Origin of the sequence: Bacteroides sp. NSJ-39, from assembly GCF_014287315.1 — a bacterium.
GTDB lineage: Bacteria > Bacteroidota > Bacteroidia > Bacteroidales > Bacteroidaceae > Bacteroides > Bacteroides finegoldii.
The window spans coordinates 181969-205134 of record NZ_JACOOB010000008.1 but is presented as its reverse complement, the minus strand read 5'-3'; the positions used below and the strand labels follow the sequence as shown (position 1 = coordinate 205134).

Here is a 23166-nt window from a genome sequence, read left to right as displayed (position 1 = left end):
AGGAGGGACGCAACTCACGGATACTGATGCCGTGACGGGAAAGCCAAAGACACATACCATGGTAGTTTACATGTCGTTCACGGCAATAACTACGAAGAGTTAAGGCAGGAGAAGAACATGAACAGGATTTATAATCCGATAAGGTACGGGTGTACAAGTCATGTGCAGTCATAAGATGTGTTTTTTTTTATTATGACGCAAAGCTAAAAGGAAAAATTACGATAGAAAATATGGCATCGCCGAGACGCTTACTGTTTACTGGAGTAGAACGGTTGGAATATCTTATTAAAACCGGACTTTAATTGCTGGATGATAGGAGATTAAACGCCTGTTTATCTCTAAAATACAGTTTGTTGTTTTAAGAAGTCCCAATCCTTCCAACTTCCATGAACTAGAGAATATATAGGATAAAAATTGGGAACAAAGATTTTGCTGTAGCCAGCATGATACGCTGAATATCTTGTTTCACAACATTCTTTTCTTTAGATATTTTACGCAATACTACGAATATTTGCACAAAAACTGAAAATAAAAAGCCTTTTTATTTTTGTTTTTATCTATAATTTGTACATTTGGGCGTTATACCCGTTGTATATACCGCTCTAGCCGATATATATGCAATATGACGGTAATATATATACACAATATAATGACCAATAATTAACCTTTAAATAATGCACAACTATGAGTTATTTACGATTTGACAAGACCCTCATGACGAATCTCGAAGAGTCTCTTCAAAGAGAAATTCTTCGGACGAACAAGGCAGGAGCTTATCATTGTACGACGATTGTTGATTGTAACACACGCAAATATCACGGCCTGTTGGTGATTCCTATCCCCAATATAGACGATGAAAATCATGTGCTGCTATCTTCTCTTGATGAAACGGTAATTCAACACGGTGCAGAGTTTAACTTGGGATTGCATAAATATCAAGGAAATAACTTCAGTCCTAACGGGCACAAGTATATCCGTGAATTTGATTGTGAACATATCCCGGCGACAACTTACCGTGTTGGAGGTGTGGTTCTCCGCAAAGAAAAAATCTTTGTACATCATGAAAATAGAATCCTGATTCGTTATACGTTGCTGGACGCTCATTCGGCGACAACTTTGCGTTTCCGGCCGTTTCTTGCTTTTAGAAGTGTACGCGAATATACCCATGAAAACGCTCAGGCGAGCCGTGAGTATCAATTAGTGGAGAACGGAATCAAGACTTGTATGTATCCCGGATATCCGGAACTTTACATGCAGTTGAATAAAAAATGTGAATTCCATTTCCAACCCGACTGGTATCGGGGAATCGAATATCCGAAGGAACAGGAGCGCGGATATGACTTCAATGAAGATCTTTATGTACCCGGTTATTTCGAAGTGGATATAAAGAAAGGAGAAAGCATTGTTTTCTCTGCCGGAATTTCAGAAACGACGACTCGCAGGCTGAAACAGACATTTGAAGCGGAAGTGGCCGATCGTACACCGCGTGATAGTTTCTACCACTGTTTGGAGAACTCTGCTCATCAATTCCACAATCAGCAGGAGGGCGAACATTATATTCTCGCCGGTTATCCGTGGTTCAAATGTCGGGCGCGCGATATGTTCATCGCTTTGCCGGGACTGACACTTGCCATTGACGAGATAGATCAGTTTGAAGATGTGATGAAAACGGCGGAAAAGGCAATCCGTAACTTCATCAATGAAGAACCTGTGGGGTACAAAATTTATGAAATGGAACACCCCGATGTGTTGCTGTGGGCTGTATGGGCTTTGCAGCAATATACCAAAGAAACTTCGCGCGAACAGTGCCGCCAGAAATATGGAGAGCTTTTGAAAGATATCATGGTATTTATCCGTCAAAGGAAGCATGACAACCTTTTCCTGCATGAAAACGGACTGTTGTATGCCAACGGTACGGAGAAGGCGATTACTTGGATGAACTCTACGGTAAACGGTCATCCGGTGATTCCGCGTACGGGATATATTGTTGAATTTAATGCGTTGTGGTATAATGCGTTGCGCTTTGTGGCTGATTTGGTACGCGAAGGTGGTGATGTAATCCTTGCAGATGAACTTGATGCGCAGGCCGAAGTGACCGGTAAATCATTCGTGGAGGTGTTCCGTAACGAATATGGATATTTGCTCGATTATGTAGACGGCAATATGATGGACTGGAGTGTACGTCCGAACATGATATTTACCGTAGCATTTGATTATTCTCCTCTGGACCGGGGGCAGAAGAAACAGGTGCTTGATATCGTAACCAAAGAATTGCTCACTCCTAAGGGGATTCGCTCGCTGAGCCCGAAGAGTGGGGGATACAATCCGAATTATGTAGGTCCGCAGGTACAGCGTGACTATGCTTATCATCAGGGGACAGCTTGGCCTTGGTTAATGGGATTCTATCTGGAGGCTTATTTACGGATTTATAAGACCAGCGGACTGTCGTTCGTCGAACGTCAGTTGATTAGCTATGATGATGAAATGACCAGCCATTGTGTGGGGTCCATTGCCGAGCTGTTTGACGGGAATCCGCCTTTCAGAGGACGTGGCGCCGTGTCGTTTGCCATGAATGTAGCGGAAATATTGCGTGTTTTGAAGCTGCTGTCTAAATATTATTAAAGAAAGGAGGAACGAAGATGAAAGTTTTAATGTTTGGATGGGAATTCCCTCCGAAAATATATGGTGGTCTTGCAGTTGCTTCTTACGGAATAACTAAAGGATTGAGCTTGCAGGGTGATATGGAAACAGTATTTTGTATGCCTAAGCCTTGTGGTGAAGAAGAAAAGTTCTTGAAAATAATCGGCATGAACCAGGTGCCTGTTGTGTGGCGTGATGTCAATTATGACTATTTGAAGTCACGCTTGCAGGGATATACGTCACCGGAAGAATATTATTCTTTCCGCGACCATATTTATGCCGATTTCTCCTATATGCATGTCAATGATTTGGGATGTATGGAGTTTGCAGGAGGTTATCCTGGAAATCTGCACGAGGAAATCAACAATTTTTCGATTATTGCCGGAGTAGTAGCCCGTCAGCAGGAGTTCGACATTATTCATGCGCATGACTGGCTGACTTATCCTGCCGGTGTGCACGCCAAGATGGTGAGCGGCAAACCGCTTTGTATCCATGTGCATGCTACGGATTTTGACCGTTCTCGCGGAAAAGTCAATCCGACTGTCTATTCGATCGAGAAGAACGGTATGGATCATGCCGACTGTATCATGTGTGTGTCCGAGCTTACCCGGCGTACAGTGATAAATGAATACCATCAGGATCCAAGAAAAGTGTTTGCCATGCACAATGCCGTTTATCCGTTGTCGCAGGAACTGCTGGATATTCCGCGTCCCGACCATTCGAAAGAGAAAGTGGTTACTTTCCTCGGACGTATCACTATGCAGAAAGGTCCTGAGTATTTTGTGGAAGCTGCCGCTCTGGTGTTGCAGCGTACCCGTAACATCCGCTTCGTGATGGCAGGTTCGGGTGATATGTTGAATGCCATGATCAATCTGGCTGCCGAGCGTGGCATTGCCGACCGTTTCCACTTCCCGGGATTTATGAAAGGCAAGCAGGTATATGAGGTTTATAAGAATAGTGATGTATTCGTTATGCCTTCGGTATCAGAACCTTTCGGTATCGCCCCGTTGGAAGCTATGCAATGCGGAACGCCTTCCATCATATCAAAGCAGTCGGGATGTGGCGAGATTCTCGATAAGGTGATTAAGACCGATTACTGGGATATTCATGCGATGGCCGATGCGATTTATTCCATTTGTACCAATCCGTCTCTTTTCCAATATTTGCAGGAAGAAGGAAAACGGGAAGTGGACGGAATTACTTGGGAAAAGGTAGGCCTGAGAATTCGTGCCCTTTACGAGGATGTGTTAAGAAACTATGGTAAATAACGAAACAATATACAAAAATGAGAACTATCTGTCTTTATTTTGAAATACATCAAATTATACATTTGAAACGTTATCGTTTCTTCGATATCGGTAATGACCATTATTATTACGATGATTACGCGAATGAAACGGGTATGAACGAGGTTGCCGAACGTTCATATATTCCTGCTCTCAGTGCATTGATTGAGATGGCTAAAAATTCGGGTGGCGCTTTCAAGGTGGCGCTTTCTATCTCGGGCGTGGCTTTGGAACAGTTGGAGATCCATGCTCCGGCAGTAATTGATTTGTTGCATCAGTTGAACGATACCGGTTGTTGCGAGTTCCTTTGCGAACCTTATTCACACGGTCTGTCCTCACTTGCTAACGAGGATTGTTTCCGTGAGGAGGTGATTCGCCAACGTAATAAGATGAAACAGATGTTTGGCAAAGAACCGAAAGTGTTCCGTAATTCCAGTTTGATTTACTCGGACGATATTGGTGGATTGGTGGCTTCTATGGGCTTCAAAGGAATGTTGACAGAAGGTGCTAAGCATATATTGGGATGGAAGAGTCCGCATTATGTATATCACTGCAATCAAGCTCCCAGTCTCAAACTTCTGTTGAGAGATTTTAAGTTGTCGGATGATATCAGTTTGCGTTTCTCCAACTCGGATTGGGCGGAATATCCTCTGTTTGCCGATAAGTATATCAGTTGGATTGATGCGTTGCCACAGGAAGAACAGGTTATCAATATCTTTATGGAGTTGAGTGCGCTTGGTATGGCTCAGCCGTTATCTTCCAATATTCTTGAATTCCTGAAAGCTTTGCCGGAATGTGCAAAAGCGAAAGGTATTACTTTCTCTACACCGACCGAAATTGTGACGAAACTGAAATCTGTATCTCAGCTTGACGTTGCCTATCCGATGTCATGGGTGGATGAGGAAAGAGATACCAGTTGCTGGTTAGGTAATGTCATGCAACGTGAGGCTTTCAACAAATTGTATAGTGTGGCGGAACGCGTTCATCTGAGTGATGACCGGCGTATCAAGCAGGATTGGGATTATTTGCAGGCAAGCAACAACTTCCGTTTTATGACTACGAAGAATACGGGTATCTGGCTGAATCGCGGTATTTATGACTCTCCTTATGATGCGTTCACGAACTATATGAATATCTTGGCCGATTTCATTAAACGGGTGGATTCATTGTATCCTGCCGATGTGGATAGCGAAGAACTTAATTCTTTGCTGACTACGATCAAGAATCAGGGAGATGAAATTACTGAGTTGGAGAAAATGGTTGAGAAATTGCAGGCAAAGGTGGCTAAGGAAACTGTTGCTAAAAAAACGACTGCAAAGTCGGCAACAACAAAGAAGGCCGCTGTTAAAAAGACTGAAACTGAATCGAAAAAGACAGCCGGAAGGCCTAAGAAAACGACTGGAAAGTAAGAAGAGGTAAATTCTTGTTATACACAAAGCCGCGGACAGGATGCGATTCCGTCTGCGGCTTTGTAATGTGCTTTTATGGGGAATACTCTATGGCTATACAGAAACAGCGCGGGTTGCTTTAATGCAACCCGCGCTGTTTCTGTAAGTTCTTTTATAGTTTTCTATTTATTGAAATTTGTAGAAATAACTTCAAGTTTTAGTTTGTATTTATCTTGTTCATCCTCGGATAAAGTGGGATCTGTTGCATTAGCTCCCCCTTTTAAACGTGCATAACCGGGTTTTAAATCGTGTTGTATGCTGATTACATTGGACGAAGTTCCATAATTACTGTTTGAAGAAGAGTCTTTAGTTACAAGTACCGGAATAAGTACAAATTTGTTCCAGTCTTCTCCTTTATCTTTATCAGCCAGACAGTTGTTTACCATCTGCGTGATATTGTTGAATGTGTATGCGGTGAGATTTCCTGTAGAAGATGAATAATCAAACAGGGATGATTTTATACCGTCACTCAGTTCATTGTTTTTGAAGAAATCGTCTTTGTATTTTTTACGTATCAACAGGACACTTCGCGGAACGGACATTCCGAATTTCTTGTCGCTTGTCGCTTCATTGTAGATAGGAATGCTTAATTTAACGGCATTCAGCGTATCACTTCCAAGTGTGTTCGATATTTCTTCAATAGGAAGTGTTACCTCTGTGAATATTCCTGCGGGACTTTTTAAGTAAGTACAGTTTTTTTGGTCAATGCACTCTTCTATTTTCGTACCATTCTCCAATTTGTTTGCCTGAATAACTTCACGTGTGGATGTGAAAGAGCGGCCGGCATATACTACGGAGTCCTTCCCTAAGGATGTGCGCAGTTTGGCACCTGTTATACTGTCTCTGGCGTGTTCCAGAAATGCTACATCCATTTGTACGGCGTTAACGTAGAGAATAGTACCGTCTCCGTAATCGCTTTCGACATATAATCCGGGAAATATATCTTGAAATTTCTTATACAAGTCTTTCGTACGTCCTTCTTTTAATAATTCCTTGCCCAACTCTTCCGTTCTTGCCTTGTCTAATGTGATTTTGACATAAGGAGTGTAGGTTGAAAGATTACGTATAGAATCACTGACGGATAAATCGACTGCCGTGTAAGATTTTCTACCTAATAAACTTGTCTCTTTATCATAATAGAGATCGGGGTTGATATTGGTATAGTAAGCATCAGGATCTTTGTACCAATATTCATTGGTACCTTCCTTTTTTTGGTCCAATTCATACATACTCAAGCGGCAGGCAGTCAAAGAATCTCCGAAGTAACTGTCATACCAAAGATAAATATTGATCTGACAGTTGCCGATAGAAGTCTCTCCGTCTTTAATAGTAGTGTAGTTTTTGTGTACGCTTTCTTCTACATTGTTGAAGTCTGCTATCATCTTTCCTGTACCACTATTGTAATCTCCTTTGAAGGCTTCAGGGAAAGTCATACCTTCCGGGCAGTTAAGCTGGACTAAAAAGCCTGCTTGATAAGTCCCGAATATTTCATCTGTAAACTTACCCACATACCCGATGTTTGTTTTGGCATAAACTTCTCCAACGGGAATAGATTGGGTTGTTACATCAAATGTCGTTAGTTTTCCATTAATATTCTGGTCACTTCCCGGAAACATTCCCAGTCCTAATCCGGCTGTGTTATCATCACAGTTCCAAAAAGTGATTGCCAGTAAAGCTATTAAGGCATATTTTGCTTTCATGATTGTCGTATCTTGAATTTTTTATTCTTCTTTGTTATTGTCGGCAGCGGCTTCCCATACCTGATCGTAGAATTCATTACAGGCGTCTGCATAATTTTCCGGATTTTGGTAATCAAGTACCAGCTTGCCTGATTGGCGGGCATATTCAATAATAGATTCGTCCACTTTTTCACTGTTTTGTATTACTCCATCAGAATAATCAACAGCTAGTTTGCAGAGAGCAGCATAATCTACCGGTTCTTTCAAATCACCCAAGTCTTTCTTTGTGATACCTTTCAACATCAATTTAGTTGCAAAGTCATCGCTAAGTGTATTTTTAAAGTCGTCTTCATAAACCGAGAATACTACTTTAGCGTCACGGAAGGAAGGTTCGTCTTTGTAGGCTTTCTTAATATAAAGAGGAGCCAAAGCAGTCATCCAGCCGTGACAGTGAATTACATCCGGACACCAGCGCAACTTCTTCACCGTTTCCAGCACGCCGCGTGCATAGAAGATAGCGCGGCTGTCGTTATCATCATATTCCACACCGTTTTCGTCTGCTGTCTGCAAACGGTTCTGGAAATAATCATCATTATCGATGAAATATACCTGCATACGTGCGGATTGGATGGAAGCGACTTTTATAATCAGGGGATGATCAGTATCGTCAATAATCAGATTCATACCGGAAAGACGAATCACTTCGTGCAGTTGGTTTCTGCGCTCATTGATGTTTCCCCATTTGGGCATAAAGGTTCTGATTTCACGGCCTTTTTCTTGGATCGCCTGTGGAAGGTTTCTACCTATATTGGCCATTTCGGATTCTGAAACGTAAGGTGTAATCTCTTGAGTAATAAATAAAACTTTATTCGCCTTTGTCATAATAACAATAGTTCTCTATAATATTGTGCAAAGATACGAAAAAAAAGACACATTAAATAAGATATTCTTTCTTTATGTGGCAAATATTAGTTTATTTTGCAGAGTTTTTGCAAACGAGTAAAACATAAACCAATAGACGAAAATGAAAGTAGTGCACACTATCAAGGACTTACAGGCCGAATTGTCGGCACTGAAAGTCCAGGGTAAAAAGGTAGGATTGGTTCCTACAATGGGTGCTTTGCATGCGGGACACGCATCTCTGGTAAAGCGCAGCGTAAGTGAGAATGGTGTAACTGTAGTGAGTGTCTTTGTGAATCCCACACAGTTTAACGATAAAAACGATTTAGAGAAATATCCGCGTACGTTGGAGGCTGATTGCAGCTTGTTGGAAGAATGTGGGGCAGCATTGGTCTTTGCTCCTTCGGTGAGCGAGATGTACCCGGAACCGGATACCCGTCAGTTCAGTTATGCTCCGTTGGATACTGTGATGGAGGGAGCGTTCCGTCCGGGACATTTCAATGGCGTTTGCCAGATTGTCAGCAAGCTGTTTGATGCAGTGCAGCCGGATAGGGCTTATTTCGGTGAGAAGGATTTCCAGCAGTTGGCGATTATCCGTGAGATGGTTCGGCAATTAAATTATTCTTTGGAGATTGTGGGTTGCCCGATCGTACGTGAAGAAGACGGGTTGGCATTGAGTAGCCGTAACAAACGTTTGTCTGCAGAAGAACGTGAAAATGCTTTAAATATTTCCCGCACATTATTTAAAAGTCGTAACTTTGCGGCCACTCATACGGTAAGTGAGACGCAAAAGATGGTGGAAGATGCAATTGAAGCTGCACCGGGCTTGCGTTTGGAGTACTTTGAGATTGTAGACGGAAATACATTGCAGAAGATAAATGATTGGGAAAATACTTCTTATGCGGTAGGGTGTATCACCGTATTCTGCGGGGAAGTACGACTGATTGATAACATTAAATATAAAGAATAACTAAAAAGACGAAACCTTATGATGATTGAAGTGTTGAAGTCGAAAATTCATTGCGCGCGCGTCACGGAAGCTAATTTAAACTACATGGGTAGCATCACGATTGATGAGGATTTGCTGGACGCTGCAAACATGATTGCGGGTGAGAAAGTGTATATTGCCGATAACAATAACGGTGAGCGCTTTGAAACCTACATTATCAAAGGTGAACGCGGTTCGGGCAAGATTTGCCTGAATGGTGCTGCGGCACGTAAGGTGCAACCGGATGATATTGTTATTATCATGTCTTACGCACTGATGGATTTTGAGGAAGCCAAGTCGTTTAAACCGACAGTTATTTTCCCGGATCCTGAGACAAACAAAGTGGTAAAGTAGGAAAGTATCTTTGATATTTGAATAATAAGAAAAGCCCCGTTTACTTGATGTAGACGGGGCTTTCCTTATTCTATTTTTATTATGCTGAAGCAAGTGCCGGCGGTTAGTTGCCGGCATTTGCTTTTAGTTGCTCATTCATGGCAGCAGCAGCCTTGCGGCCGTCTCCCATAGCGAGAATGACCGTTGCTCCACCGCGCACGATGTCACCGCCTGCATAAATCATGGGAATGGAAGATTCCATATTGTCATTAACGGCAATCGTTCCTTTGCGTCCTAATTCCAGCCCTTTGATAGAACTCGGAACAATCGGGTTGGGGGATACACCTACACTGACGATGGCCAGATCGATGTCTATTGTTTCTGTTGCTCCGGGAATGGGTACAGGACTGCGACGTCCGGAAGCATCCGGTTCACCTAATTCCATCTTTTGCAGGACTACCTGTTTTACGCATCCCTGTTCGTCGGCTATGTATTCGATGGGATTATGGAGTGTCAGGAATTCTACTCCCTCTTCTTTGGCATGTTTTACCTCCTCGATACGTGCGGGCATTTCTTCTTCCGAACGGCGGTAGATAATCATGGCACGTTCGGCACCCAGACGCTTGGCGGTACGAACAGAATCCATAGCTGTGTTTCCGCCACCGATAACCGCTACATTCTTGCCGAAAGCTACCGGAGTGTCGGATTCTTCACTGGCTGCGTCCATCAGATTGACACGGGTGAGATATTCGTTGGAAGACATGATGTTGATCGAGTTCTCTCCGGGAATATTCATAAAGTTCGGCAGTCCCGCACCGGAAGCGACAAATATACCTTTGAAACCTTCTGCCTTCAAATCCTCCACGCTGATTGTTTTTCCTACGATGCAATCCTTGATAAAGTTAACCCCCATCTTCACAAGGTTGTCTATTTCTACATCTACAATCTTGTTGGGCAGACGGAATTCGGGAATACCGTATTTCAATACACCACCGATTTCATGTAATGCCTCAAATACAGTTACATCATAGCCAAACTTAGCCATATCACCGGCAAATGCCAGTCCGGCAGGTCCGGAACCGATTACTGCTATTTTGATACCGTTCTTATCAGCGATGACAGGTACTGAAATTTGTCCGCTTTCGCGTTCGTAATCAGCGGCAAAGCGTTCTAAATAACCGATAGCGACCGGCTTCTCATTCATTTTCAGATGAATACATTTTGATTCACACTGTTTCTCCTGCGGACAAACACGACCGCAAACAGCCGGAAGCGCACTTGTCTCTTTCAAGGTTTTGGCTGCTTCGAGGAACTCTCCGCGCTCGATATTTTTGATGAAACGAGGAATATCGATACCTACCGGACAGCCTTCGGTACATCCCGGATTAGCACAGTCAAGACAACGTTTGGCTTCTGTAACTGCCTGTTCTGCCGTCAAACCTTGATTTACCTCTTCTTTGCGGCTGTGTGAACGGTATTCCGGGTCAAGTTCATTCATCTCTACACGAGGAATCGCTGTACGCTCTTTGGGTTTCATTGATTTGCGCAACTCCTGTCTCCAGGCTGCATTGCGGCTGTTTTCGTCTATTTCTTTAGTGGCTTCGCATTCTGACTCCAGCTTGTGCATTTCTTCGCGTTCGATATTCTTGAATGCGCCCATACGTTTCAGCATTTCGTCAAAATTAACCTGGTGACCGTCAAATTCGGGACCGTCTACACAAACGAATTTTGTTTTTCCTCCTACGGTGATACGGCAAGCGCCGCACATACCTGTTCCGTCCACCATGATGGTGTTTAGTGAAACGTCGGTTGGAATCTCATATTTTTTGGTTAGCAAGCAAACGAATTTCATCATAATTGCAGGACCGATGGCGAAGCATTTATCCACTTTCTCGCGTTTGATAACTTCTTCCACACCTTCCGTCACCAGACCTTTGCGACCGTATGAACCGTCGTCCGTCATGATGATTACTTCGTCGGAACTTTCACGCATTTCTTTCTCCAGGATGATAAGGTCTTTGTTACGTCCCGCCAATACGGTAATCACACGATTTCCGGCAGCTTTCAAAGCCTGTACGATGGGGAGCATCGGAGCAACACCTACACCACCACCGGCACAAACTACTGTTCCGAACTTCTCTATGTGTGTAGCCTGTCCCAACGGACCTACTACATCCGTAATGTAATCACCCTCGTTCAGCTCGCAAAGACGGGTTGAAGAAAGCCCGACTTCCTGTACTACTAAGGTAATAGTGCCTTTCTTTACGTCAGAACCGGCTATAGTCAGAGGCATACGTTCTCCCTTTTCGCCTACACGCACGATGACGAAGTGTCCGGCCTTACGAGATTTAGCAATCAGAGGAGCTTCAATCTCAAATTTGAATACTTTCTCAGAAAAGCGTTCTTTGCTAATGATTTTGTTCATTATCTAATTATTTTGTTGGTTTTATTACGTAACTGCTATCAGAATGTTATAAATTTCGGCAAAGATACAGCTTATTTACGAAAAACAAAAAGAAAAGCCACTCTTTTGATGAGTGGCTCTTTATATACTTGCTCTTTTATTAGTCTATCATGTCAAAGCCGCAATATGGAACCAGTGCTTTCGGGATTCTGATACCTTCCGGAGTCTGGTTGTTTTCGAGCAAAGCGGCAACGATACGGGGGAGTGCCAATGCCGAACCGTTCAATGTATGGCAAAGCTCGGTTTTCTTGTCCGCGTTACGGTAGCGGCATTTCAGGCGGTTGGCCTGATAAGTATCAAAATTGGATACGGAACTTACTTCCAACCAGCGTTTCTGTGCTTCCGAATATACTTCAAAGTCGAAGCAGAGCGCAGCGGTGAAACTCATGTCGCCACCGCAAAGGCGAAGTATGCGGTACGGAAGTTCCAGTTTCTGCAACAGACCTTCTACGTGGTCAAGCATTTCCTGATGAGACTGCTTAGAGTGTTCCGGCTCGTCGATACGGACTAATTCTACTTTGGAGAATTCGTGCAGGCGGTTCAGGCCACGCACATCTTTGCCGTATGAACCTGCTTCGCGACGGAAACATTGAGTGTATGCGCAGTTCATAATCGGTAACTGTTTCTCTTCCAGAATTACGTCACGATAGATGTTTGTCACAGGGACTTCTGCTGTCGGGATCAGATATAAATCGTCTACTTCGCAGTGATACATCTGTCCTTCTTTGTCGGGAAGTTGTCCTGTGCCGTAACCGGAAGCAGCGTTGACAACTGTCGGCGGCATGATTTCGGTATATCCGGACTTGCGTGCTTCGTCCAGGAAGAAGTTGATAAGGGCACGTTGAAGTTGTGCGCCTTTACCTTTGTATACAGGGAAACCTGCACCTGTGATTTTTACACCCAGATCGAAATCAATCAGGTCGTATTTTTTAGCCAATTCCCAATGAGGAAGCGCATCTTTAGGAAGTTCTGTTTCCATGCCCCCCATCTTTTCTACGACATTGTCTTCTGCTCCTACACCTTCAGGTACACTGTCATAAGGAACATTGGGGATCGTGTAGAGCACGTTCTGCATTTCTGTTGCAGCTTGTGTCATGACAGCATCCAATTCTTTGTTACCTTCTTTCAGTTCGGCAACGCGGGCACGTGCAGATTCAGCCTCTTCTTTCTTGCCTTCTTTCATCAGTTGTCCGATAGTACGCGAAAGCGAGTTGACCTCTGCCAGGTTTTTATCTAATTGATTTTGTGTAGTACGTCTCTTGTCGTTTAAAGCAATCACTTGGTCGATTGTCTCTTTTGCATTTTTGAAATGCTTCTTTTCCAGTCCGCGGATAACCGCCTCTGTGTTTTCTGTAATTTGTTTAATGGTAAGCATATCTATACTTTTAATGAACTTTCGTTTAATGGATGCAAAGATAAAGAAAAAACAAAGAACCAAGCAATGAAAACTGACATAAAAAAGAAAGGAGATGCAATCACTTGGATTACATCTCCTTCTCTTGAATATTTTCTGTAATGCAATTACGCTTCAGTTGCAGGAACAACAGAAACATATCTTCTGTCTTCTTTGCCTACCTTGAAACTAACTGTACCATCTACCAAAGCGAAAAGAGTGTGGTCTTTACCCATTCCGATGTTTTCACCCGGATGGAATTCAGTACCTCTTTGACGAACGATGATGTTGCCTGCTTTGCAAGCTTCGCCACCAAATATCTTAACGCCTAATCTCTTACTTGCTGATTCGCGGCCGTTCTTAGAACTACCGACACCTTTTTTATGTGCCATTTCTTCTTACTTTTTAAATTGATTAAGCTACTACTTCTGTGATTGTTAACTCAGTGAACTGTTGACGGTGACCGTTCAATTTTCTGTAACCTTTTCTTCTTTTCTTGTGGAAAACAAGTACTTTGTCACCTTTAACCAAGTTTGATACAACCTGGCAAACAACTTTAGCGCCTTCTACGATAGGGGCACCTACTGTTACGTTTCCGTCTTTGTCTACCAAAAGAACTTTTTCAAATTCTACTGTTGAACCGTTTTCTGCACCTTCGATGTGGTGAACGAACAACTTCTGACCAGCTTCTGCTTTAAACTGCTGACCGTTAATTTCTACAATTGCGTACATCTTATATATAATGTATAAGTTAGCTCCGGCGGGTGGTCTTTAATCACTTAGAGAACTCTTTGTCGAACCCGTTGCGGAATAATCGGGCACAAAAGTACTATTTTTATTCATACCCGGCAAATATTTCTTTTATTTTTTTGCTATCGGACTAACTCTTCAAGATTTCTCATGATGATTTTGTGTGGATAAGCTTGCAGTTCTTCTGCGGTAGTCATTCCGTTGAGTACTCCGGCAAAGTCCACTCCGGCGTTGCAGGCAGTCTCCGCATCAACGGTGCTGTCTCCAATGTACAAAGTCTCTTGAGGTGCACTACCCAAATGTTCCAAAGCAAATCGTACTCCTTCCGGTGAAGGTTTGGCGGCTTTCACATCTTCTCCGCCCACCACAATATCCAGAAAATCTTCGGGCATATACTTTTCCAAAAAGCTTACTATTCTAAAACGATATTTAGTAGAGATAATGCCGATACGGGCGCCTTGTTTTTTCAGCGCTGTCAATGTTGATAATGTGTCGGGAAAAAGACAGGTATTCACGTTCATGTGTATATCTGCTTCCTGCCTGTATTCCTGTCGGAAGGCTGCAAGTTGTGCCGGGTCGGTCACTCCGGTCAGAATGCTGAAAGATTCTTCGAGTGTTTTACCGATAGTACGTTTGATAGCTTCATCAGTGACTGTCAAATATTGGTGACGGGTAAGTACGATTCTGAAGCATTTAACGATGCCGCGTGACGAATCGGCCAGGGTATAGTCGAAATCAAATAAATAGGTTTTATAATTCATAGAGGAACTTTGGGGTTTGATTGTTAGCGGATTCTGCCTCCGCTAATCCAATGTCTGTTATAGTAATCTTCACTTAGCCTGCTGACTATTACTCCTTTACTTGTGCTGGCATGAATGAACTTTCCATTCTTCAGGTAGATGCCGACATGGGCTACTTTTCTTTTAGAGCGGTTGCTGGTAAAAAAGAGCAGGTCTCCTTCTTTCAGGTTTCGTTTGGCTATCTTGTTGCTCCTGCTTTTCAGGGCCTCCGTGTTGCGTGGCACTTGAATGCGGTATACTTTACGATATATCTGATAAACCATGCCGGAACAGTCAGTACCTCTCTTTGAGTCTCCACCTCCACGATAGGGAGTTCCTATCCAATTGGCCGCTTCCAGATAGAGCTTGTGGTTATCTTCCATATTGATGTCCACCCCTAATAGGATAGAAGCCCGTGCCAATGCCTGATAATCCAGACGTGGAGCGGAGGTGCGGCAGGAACTGAGCATGGCGGTCAGCCCTACTAGAATAAGTATCAGTTTGAATTTTGTTTTCATCGTTTATTCTTAAATAGTAAATTCCCTCATTCTTTCACATTAAAATAATCTTCCAGCTCTTTTTCGGCTGAATTGTCCTTGTTGGTTATATCGCGGATGATTACCCCATATTCCAGCAGAGCTATTCGAGGACATACATCTACCGTATGATTCAGGTTATGACTGGAGATTATGACTGTTGCCCGGTATTCTTCGTTATATTTTTTCAGCAGATGTTTGATGACAGACTGAGAACTGGGATCGAGGAAATTGAACGGTTCATCCAATATCAATAATTGCGGATGATGAAGCATGGCGGAGATGATACCGATTTTCTGTTTGTTGCCGGCGGAGTAATTACGGATCAGTTTCTTGTGTCCGATCACTTCTCCGTTCATGAAGCGTTCAAAAGTAACCAGGCGTTCGTCCACCTCCTCCTTTTTTAATCCGTACATCTTTCCGATGAAGTAGAAATATTCTTCAGGAGTAAGATAGTCAATCAAAAAACCGTCATCTATAAATGCGCCTGTAAAGCTTTTCCAGTCTTCGCTTTGGCTTACGTCAATGTCATTGATCGCTACTTTCCCGTTGTCCGCTTTTAATAGGTCGAGCATTAATCGGAAAAGTGTTGTCTTTCCGGCACCGTTGTTTCCTACCAAGCCGAGCATATCACCTTGATTGATTTCATAGTGTTCTATATCTACCGCAACCTTTTCACCGAAATTCTTTCTAAGTCTGTCAATGGCAATCATGACTTTCTATGTTTATATGGGTTAATGATTCATGAACTTTTTATTGGCGGCTGTCTCTGAAACCTTCCATATTTTCATATCTCCGCTCCATGAAGCGATGATATACATTCTTGATCCATAACGGAGAAGTCAGGACAAAACCAAGCCCGATTACCAACAGGATGGTGTAAGTAATCGTTTCACCTAAAAATGTATTTAATAGGCTGTATAAAATAAGCGGGACACCGAATGCTCCAAAGTTGACTAACATCTGTATCGCACTGTTGGTTTGGCGGCTTGTTACTTTTTCGTTGAGGGGGACTGTCTGCTTATTGTAAACAGCCAGTTGGAAAAAACAGAAATAAATAAAGCCGATGGTATAGAAAAACCAGGCGAAAGCACCTAACAGAGTCAGTTTGTGCATGATGATGGCGGGAATCATCAATAGGAAAGGAATGATTTCGCCTATACTATAAATGTAGTATTTAGCTTTAAGCAAACTTCTGATTGATTCTTTGCGAGACATCAATCCGTCGATGTAATTACCCTCGAATGACATTATTTGTGATAGGATGATCATTCCGAAAGCGGCAAAATTGTAAACGCAGATAAAGGAGGTCATGACGTTACCGTCATAGACACTCGAAAAACTGAGCAGGGTGGAGAAGGCTATAATTACGATGGTGATACTGCGCAGTGAGCCCTTACAACGGCGGTTGCGTAGGAGCATTTTTAGTTCCAGTCTCATGTACTCGCCAACTTCTCCGTAACGTTCGAAGAATTTGTATTCGGAAACATGCTTGATCCGGGTATCATCTACTTTAGATAATTCGGCATAGATAAGTCCGGACATAATCTTGCGGTTGATCAGCCATAGAAGGATGATGACCAGTATCGTGCCGAGAAAATAGAGGATGTCCCCTTGAATATATCCGTCTCCCAGATCCATGAAAAAATAGAAGAGCGGACTGTCTTGGGGAATTAAAAGAAGGCACCCTGTTCCACCGTAAAAAACGATGGGTAACAGAATCCACCAAATACGTTCATTGATAAGTGTCCGGCAAAGCAAATACCAGTAATTGTTAGCGATAATCAGAAGTAAAATGCCTATGAGATAGGTAATGACTCCAATGGTACCAAAGAATTTGGTAATGGTGATGAAAGAAAAAGGGACAAATAGGAATAACCAGAACAGGTTGAACAGACTAAGTCCGGAACGGATAAGAAGAAAGTCGATGACGCGATTCCGTTTAACCGGCAGCAGGAGGTAGGGCTTTACCTCCTGTGTCGGTGTCTTTTGGAACGGAACACGCAACAGGAAATCGAGTGCCAGGATAAAAATCAAAACTACGCCGTTCATAACGTGATATGGTTCCCGATTGGGAACCATATCTGAAAAACCGAACGCGAACGTCGTACCGAAGAATATCAGGTAACCGGCCCAGAATGCGCCCATGACATAACCGAGTATTTTAGCTACTTTGTTCTTTTCATACATCGGATGCCGTTTGGCGGCGAGCCTTCCATGTTTGCGTAATTCGTTGAATATCATCATTCTGTTGATATGCTAGAGAATTTTATTTGGCTTCTTCCGGCATAGTCATTACAACTTGAATTTCGTTGTTCTGTTTCAGCAGCTTAGCGAGGAAGTCTTGTACTTCTTTTGCTGTAATGCTGTTGACTATCTTTTCGTAATCTTTTGTATTGTCGATACCTGTATAGAAGTATTCGTCCAGATTATTAAGCCAGTAGCCGTTTTCTTTCTGTGCATCTTTATATTTCTTCAACATATACTCTTTGATCTTCTGCATATGTTCGGCAGACGGACCTTCTTTTGCCATCTTGTTCAATTGTTCTACGACAACAGCGGACAATTTATCTTTCTTGGCAGGGTCTGTTTGGAATATAATCTGAAGAATGAGTTCTTCTTTCGGATATTTTCCGAGACTTCCGTTACAGCTTACTCCATAAGTTCCACCCTCTTTTTCGCGGATCTCTGCTGTATAAACCATATCTAGAGCCTGGTCAAGGAAGCTGAGCAGGATATTGTTGCGTAGATCGTATTTGCAAGTGCCGCTATATAAGAACATGATGGTAGCCATCGGAGTTTCCTGTTTCTTGGCAAACTCATTCTTGTATTTTCCCTTGCGGATATACATCTTGTTATCTTTGAAAGTCTCTTTGCGGTTGATAGCCGGCAGGCTTCCCAGATACTTGGCAATCATTGGTTTTACTTTTTCCAAATCCACATTTCCTACCAGGTAGAAAGTAAAGTCGCTGGCATCTTTGTAACGGTCTTTGTACATATCAATAATGCGGTCATAGTTGATTTTGTCTACCATGTTTTCTTTCATCTTGATAGCACGCGGATGATTGTTGTATAATGCGCTTGTAATCGTGTCGCTGAAAGCACTCATCGGATTGGCGTCCGCATTCTGAAGTTCAGCTTTCAGTCGGTTCTTATAAGATTCAAAAGCTTCATTATCCTTGCGTGGAGAAGTGAATGTCAGGTAAGTAAGCTGCATCATTGTTTCGAAATCTTTCGGAGAACAGCTACCTGAAATCGTTTCTGTCGTATTACCGATACCGGCTCCTACGGATGCGCGTTTACCGGCAAGAGCCTTGCCTAAATCTACTTTGCTGAAGTTTCCGATACCGCCTACTAAAGCTACTCCGTTCAATTGGGCAATATCGATGATTTCATCGTTCGGGAATACACTGGTTCCACCGAGGCTTACACCTTTCATTACAATCTGATCAGCTTTGAAGTCAGTCGGTTTCACATATACGGTCACACCGTTGGAAAGTACTAACTTGGTAGATCCATAAATCTCTCCGGCTTTTTCGGATACGATTTTTCCACCTTTAAGATCTTCGGAGATTAACGGTTCATTAGAAACTTTGTCTTCATACGGCTTCAAGTCGAATGACTTCATTTGTTTCAATAAAGCGGTGATTTCGTCTTTAGTAGGATATTTTACTCCTTCTTTTTCCGGACCGGCCAACAGAACCACTTGATTGTTGTCTGTGATAAGTTGTTGCATCATTTTATTGATGGCTTCTACCGGAATATTCGGAGCCATTTGCTTGGTGAGCATATACTCGAATTCAATTCCCGGAATCGGTTCCTTATCAAGGAAGTTGTTTACATATTCGTTAACATATGAACCGCTTTTTGTTTTTTCACGTTCATTGTAAGCAGATTCTACGCCTTGCATATAATTGGCACGTGCGCGTTCGTATTCAGTAGCGGTGAATCCGAAACGGCGTGCGCGTTCAGCTTCTTCCAATACGGTTTTCATTGCCAGGTCGATACCGTCTACCTTGCTTCTCGCATCCAGACTGAATGCTTCTTTTGTTTTGGCAAGGAAAAATTCTCCATATCCTGCGCTTGCGTTGGTGAAAGGAGGGTTGGCTGTCTGGCGAAGTTCATTCAAACGGTTGTTCAACATAGTCATAGCCATGCTGAGCATATATTGGCTGGCGTAATAGCTAATTGTATTTTTTAAAGAATCCGGGGTAGCTTCATGTTTGAAGAAGATGTTTACAGAAGGATTCTTCACCTCTTTATCAGTTCCGATATAAATAAGCGGTTCCTGATTGTCTGATACCGGATAGTAGATACGTTCGGCAGGATTTACGGGAGCCTTCACATCTTCGAATACTTTTTTCAATTTGGCTTCCATCTCTTCCGCATTGATATCACCGACAATGACGATTCCCTGTAGGTCCGGACGATACCATTTGGCATAATAATCGCGGATGGCCTGATAAGGGAAGTTATTGATTACGTCAATGCTTCCGATGGGCATACAGTCAGCATATTTGGAATCCGGATATAGCGTGGGCTGTGCATCTGTCATGATGCGGAGTATACCACTGTTACGGCTTCTCCATTCTTCACGGATCACACCACGCTCTTTGTCGATTTCCTTGTCGGCAAGGTTGATGGCATTTGACCAGTCATGAAGAATGAGCAGACAAGAGTCTACTACATTGGGGTTTTCTGTAGGAACGTTACTGATATTGTAAACTGTCTGGTCCACACTGGTATATGCGTTCAGGTTTGTTCCGAATTTGATACCTTTTGTTTCGCACCAAGGCACAATGCCCAATCCGGTTTCATCGCCGGGAAAATTCTTTGTTCCGTTGAATGCCATGTGTTCCAGGAAATGGGCAAGACCACGTTGTTGCGGCTCTTCAAGTATTGAACCCACTTTCTGTGCGATGTAGAATTCTACACGCTTCTCCGGAAGTGCGTTATGGCGAATGTAATAAGTCAGTCCGTTGTCTAACTTGCCAATACGGACATTTTTGTCCACAGGCAGTTGTTGCATCGGTTGTGCAAGTACGGACTGGAAATTGCAGCATATCAGAAGGACTGCAATAAATAATCCACGTAATAAATGTTTCATGTTCTATTTAATTTAAATAAATGTTTCTGAGTAATTTGTCGTAGTGTTTGACGTTAAATCACAAATTGGCAGCAAAATAGTTATTTTATAGCTTCTCTTATGCGGACCAGCTTGGTCAACAGACCTTCCAAAAGGTCCAGTCTGAGCATATTGGCACCATCACTTTTGGCTACGGCAGGATTCTCGTGTGTCTCGATAAATAGTCCGTCCGCTCCCACGGCTATACCTGCTTTGGCAACGGTTTCTATCAGTTGCGGCATACCACCGGTAACGCCACTGGTCTGATTGGGTTGTTGCAAAGAGTGGGTGACATCCAGAATGACTGGATATCCGAATGACTGCATTTCAGGGATACCACGATAGTCTACTACTAAATCCTGATAACCGAAAGTCGTACCGCGCTCGGTCAACATCACGTTTTTGTTGCCAACTTCCACCACTTTGTCGGCGGCAAACTGCATAGCCAAAGGAGAAAGGAACTGCCCTTTTTTGATGTTAATTGTCTTTCCTGTTTTAGCTGCTGCGACCAATAAGTCTGTCTGACGGCAGAGAAAAGCCGGTATTTGGAGAATATCCACATATTCGGCTGCCATTTCGGCCTCGTCTGCACTATGGATATCCGTTACGGTAGGAACCCCGAACGTGTCGCGTACCTTTTGTAGTATTTTTAGTGCCTTCTCGTCACCGATACCCATGAATGAGTCAAGCCGCGAACGGTTGGCTTTGCGGTAAGAGCCTTTGAATACGTATGGAATTTGCAATGTTTCGGTGATTTTTACTACTCGTTCGGCAATGCGCATTGCCATCTCTTCTCCTTCTATCACACACGGACCGGCCAATAGGAAAAAGTTACCGGCAGGATTGTTCTTAAGTTCTATCATTTTGTTATTTAATGAATTACAGGTTGTCAATCAATATTAGTTCGGAATAATAAGCGTTGTTTTTTCCGGAAGTACTCCCACCTCTAAAGGAAAGTGCTTGGGAAGCAGACGGCCATCTAAATCTACGGATGCGTTTTGTGCCCGAAGTACTTTTACCTTTTTGGTACGGTAGCTTTTCACTACCTTATGATTTAAGATTCTTCCTTGAATCAACATCCATAGTCCGGAAATAATCTGTAGAAATTCCGGACGATAGATTACGGAAACGTCCAACCATCCATTGTAGGGTACGGCACTTGGCGTTTGTCCCCATCCCCATGCACTACCCACACATACGGTCATGATACGTCCGCGGATATGCTCGTCGTTGATGCGTAAATGCATTCTGTATAGTTTTCGTTCGAATATCAAAGAAAACAGGGCTGCAACGTATGACAGGAACTTTACTCCCCAGAAACGTTTGGTCTGGTCGGTGATCTTTACGATTCGTGCACCCAATCCGATATTGACGGCATTGAGGAAATAACGGCGATGGTGTTCTTTGCCGTCATAGAAGTTGCAGTAGCCTACGTCTATTTTCTTCAGCCGATGATTGATGATGCAATCCACTGCCGGTTTGTATTCAGTGCTGAGTCCCCAATATTTAGCGAAGTCGTTTCCGATTCCGTTCGGAATCAGGCCAAGTGCGATATTTTCTTTGTCTTCGGCGTCGGATAGCATAATACCGTTGATGGCGTCATTCAATGCTCCATCACCGCCTACAACGACAATAGTACGATAACCATTGTTGGCTAGAATCTTTGCGAGACGTTCTACTGAACCGAAACCTTCGGATTGTACATAGTCATAATCAACACCTTTGTTGTCCATGTACTCCTTGATCTCTTTCCAGCGCTTTTTTACCTTTCGGGTACCAGCTTTCGGGTTGTAAATCACACCCCATTTGTTCGGTTCTACACTCATATTCGTATTCCTATCCTACTGTATTAAAATCTCACTTTAATAACCGACAAAGATACTAAATCTCTTTCAGTTTTTCTTTTACAAAAGCTATCTTTTCTTCCATTGGAAGTGTCGCATTCACCCAATGAATGTTAAATCCTCTTCTTTCCATGCCTCTGAACCAAGTCATTTGCCGCTTGGCAAACTGGTGGATGGCTATTTCCAAACCGTTGAACATCTCTTCATAGCTCAACTTGCCTATGACGTACAATGTCAGGTATTTGTATTCCAACCCGTAATAGATCAAATCATCCGGTGAAATGCCTTGTTCAATCAAACGTCGTACTTCATCTACCATTCCTTCTTCCAACCGTTGTTTCAATCGGTGGGTAATCTTCTCGCGACGTAGCTCCCGGTCGATATCTACTCCGATGATAAGGCTGTTCAGTGCCGGAAACTCGCGTTCGGGAACCGGATGGGTGGCGTAATATTCCTCGATTTCTATGGCGCGAATGGCACGCTTTACTGTATCCACATCGGTAGAGTTATGCAATATTTTGTAGCGGCTTAATATTTCTGTCAGTTCCTCAAGGGAATGATTCGCCAAGCGGGTACGCAGTTCCGGATTTTCCGGTACGGGCATTAGTTTGTATCCTTTCAGTATGGATTCCAGATACATACCTGTTCCTCCACATAAAACGGGGAGACGGCCTTTTTGTTTAATTGATTCGTAAGAAATAAGGAAATCGCGTTGATATTCAAATACATTATATTTATATCCGGGCTCGGCAATATCAATCAGATGATAGGGAATCGTATATCCGTTTATTGTATAGTCGGCAAGGTCTTTCCCTGTGCCAAGATCCATTCCCTTGTATATCTGGCGGGAGTCGGCACTGATAATTTCTGTGTTGAGTTCATAGGCCAAAGCAGCAGCAAAAGGAGTCTTGCCTGATGCGGTAGGTCCGAGTATGGTGATTAAATCATAGTCCGGCATAGCTTCATTCTTTATATATCCGCAAAATTACGAAATAAATTTA

The 23166-nt window shown here is 43.0% G+C and carries 19 protein-coding genes and 1 pseudogene; 5 read left to right on the top strand and 15 right to left on the bottom strand.

What is annotated here, in order from left to right:
• Positions 1-394: 394 nt before the first annotated feature.
• Positions 395-517, bottom strand: a pseudogene (locus tag H8S63_RS20115) (rhomboid family intramembrane serine protease); the annotation flags it as partial.
• 167 nt (positions 518-684) lie between these two features.
• Between H8S63_RS20115 and H8S63_RS11745 the strand changes: the two are divergent.
• Genes H8S63_RS11745 through H8S63_RS11735 form a run of 3 tightly spaced genes read left to right on the top strand, consistent with a single transcriptional unit; the run spans position 685 to position 5335 of the window.
• Complete coding sequence (locus tag H8S63_RS11745) at positions 685-2622, top strand: glycogen debranching enzyme N-terminal domain-containing protein (RefSeq protein WP_186926878.1); 1938 nt, start codon at positions 685-687, stop codon at positions 2620-2622.
• Between the two features lie 17 nt (positions 2623-2639).
• Entirely contained in the window at positions 2640-3908 is a 1269-nt protein-coding gene (locus tag H8S63_RS11740; protein WP_186926877.1) for a glycosyltransferase family 4 protein, read from the top strand.
• Positions 3909-3925: 17 nt separating this feature from the next.
• Complete coding sequence (locus H8S63_RS11735; protein WP_186926876.1) at positions 3926-5335, top strand: glycoside hydrolase family 57 protein; 1410 nt, start codon at positions 3926-3928, stop codon at positions 5333-5335.
• Between the two features lie 161 nt (positions 5336-5496).
• On the opposite strand, the gene H8S63_RS11730 is transcribed toward H8S63_RS11735, so the two are convergent.
• Both H8S63_RS11730 and H8S63_RS11725 read right to left on the bottom strand, forming a co-directional pair.
• Positions 5497-7074: a DUF4270 domain-containing protein gene (locus H8S63_RS11730; protein WP_186926875.1), complete on the bottom strand. Its 1578-nt coding sequence runs from the start codon at positions 7072-7074 to the stop codon at positions 5497-5499.
• A gap of 21 nt (positions 7075-7095) precedes the next feature.
• Positions 7096-7935 carry a glycogen/starch synthase gene (locus H8S63_RS11725; protein WP_186926874.1) on the bottom strand — a complete coding sequence of 280 codons (840 nt, stop codon included), beginning with the start codon at positions 7933-7935 and terminating at the stop codon, positions 7096-7098.
• Between the two features lie 142 nt (positions 7936-8077).
• On the opposite strand from H8S63_RS11725, the gene panC reads away from it, so the two are divergent.
• Both panC and panD read left to right on the top strand, forming a co-directional pair.
• Positions 8078-8923, top strand: coding sequence for a pantoate--beta-alanine ligase (gene panC, locus H8S63_RS11720; protein ID WP_007757277.1), 846 nt, complete (start codon positions 8078-8080; stop codon positions 8921-8923).
• Between the two features lie 18 nt (positions 8924-8941).
• Positions 8942-9295 (top strand): aspartate 1-decarboxylase, encoded by a 354-nt coding sequence (gene panD / locus H8S63_RS11715; protein ID WP_007765116.1) that lies wholly within the window; start codon positions 8942-8944, stop codon positions 9293-9295.
• 103 nt (positions 9296-9398) lie between these two features.
• Here panD and H8S63_RS11710 read toward each other — a convergent pair whose 3' ends face one another.
• From H8S63_RS11710 to miaA, 12 genes are all read right to left on the bottom strand, one after another.
• On the bottom strand, positions 9399-11699 hold the full coding sequence (locus tag H8S63_RS11710) for a bifunctional dihydroorotate dehydrogenase B NAD binding subunit/NADPH-dependent glutamate synthase (RefSeq protein WP_055278458.1): 2301 nt from the start codon (positions 11697-11699) through the stop codon (positions 9399-9401).
• A gap of 139 nt (positions 11700-11838) precedes the next feature.
• Entirely contained in the window at positions 11839-13113 is a 1275-nt protein-coding gene (serS, locus tag H8S63_RS11705; RefSeq protein ID WP_186926873.1) for a serine--tRNA ligase, read from the bottom strand.
• Positions 13114-13259: 146 nt separating this feature from the next.
• Entirely contained in the window at positions 13260-13523 is a 264-nt protein-coding gene (rpmA, locus tag H8S63_RS11700) for a 50S ribosomal protein L27 (protein WP_007757287.1), read from the bottom strand.
• Positions 13524-13545: 22 nt separating this feature from the next.
• On the bottom strand, positions 13546-13863 hold the full coding sequence (gene rplU / locus H8S63_RS11695; RefSeq protein ID WP_007757288.1) for a 50S ribosomal protein L21: 318 nt from the start codon (positions 13861-13863) through the stop codon (positions 13546-13548).
• A gap of 140 nt (positions 13864-14003) precedes the next feature.
• Positions 14004-14642: an HAD-IA family hydrolase gene (locus H8S63_RS11690; protein WP_007757290.1), complete on the bottom strand. Its 639-nt coding sequence runs from the start codon at positions 14640-14642 to the stop codon at positions 14004-14006.
• A 23-nt stretch (positions 14643-14665) separates the two neighbouring features.
• On the bottom strand, positions 14666-15178 hold the full coding sequence (locus tag H8S63_RS11685) for a C40 family peptidase (protein ID WP_007757291.1): 513 nt from the start codon (positions 15176-15178) through the stop codon (positions 14666-14668).
• A 26-nt stretch (positions 15179-15204) separates the two neighbouring features.
• A complete protein-coding gene (locus tag H8S63_RS11680) occupies positions 15205-15909 on the bottom strand; it encodes an ABC transporter ATP-binding protein (protein ID WP_007757293.1) in 705 nt (234 codons plus the stop codon).
• 40 nt (positions 15910-15949) lie between these two features.
• Positions 15950-17443: a DUF5687 family protein gene (locus H8S63_RS11675; RefSeq protein ID WP_007757294.1), complete on the bottom strand. Its 1494-nt coding sequence runs from the start codon at positions 17441-17443 to the stop codon at positions 15950-15952.
• A 22-nt stretch (positions 17444-17465) separates the two neighbouring features.
• Positions 17466-20303 carry a pitrilysin family protein gene (locus H8S63_RS11670; protein WP_186926872.1) on the bottom strand — a complete coding sequence of 946 codons (2838 nt, stop codon included), beginning with the start codon at positions 20301-20303 and terminating at the stop codon, positions 17466-17468.
• Between the two features lie 80 nt (positions 20304-20383).
• Positions 20384-21184, bottom strand: coding sequence for a 3-deoxy-8-phosphooctulonate synthase (gene kdsA, locus H8S63_RS11665; RefSeq protein WP_186926871.1), 801 nt, complete (start codon positions 21182-21184; stop codon positions 20384-20386).
• Positions 21185-21220: 36 nt separating this feature from the next.
• The gene (locus H8S63_RS11660) at positions 21221-22147 is read right to left on the bottom strand and encodes a diacylglycerol kinase family protein (protein WP_007757301.1); all 927 of its coding nucleotides are present in this window, start codon (positions 22145-22147) and stop codon (positions 21221-21223) included.
• A 55-nt stretch (positions 22148-22202) separates the two neighbouring features.
• Positions 22203-23123, bottom strand: coding sequence for a tRNA (adenosine(37)-N6)-dimethylallyltransferase MiaA (gene miaA, locus H8S63_RS11655; RefSeq protein ID WP_186926870.1), 921 nt, complete (start codon positions 23121-23123; stop codon positions 22203-22205).
• Positions 23124-23166 lie beyond the last annotated feature (43 nt).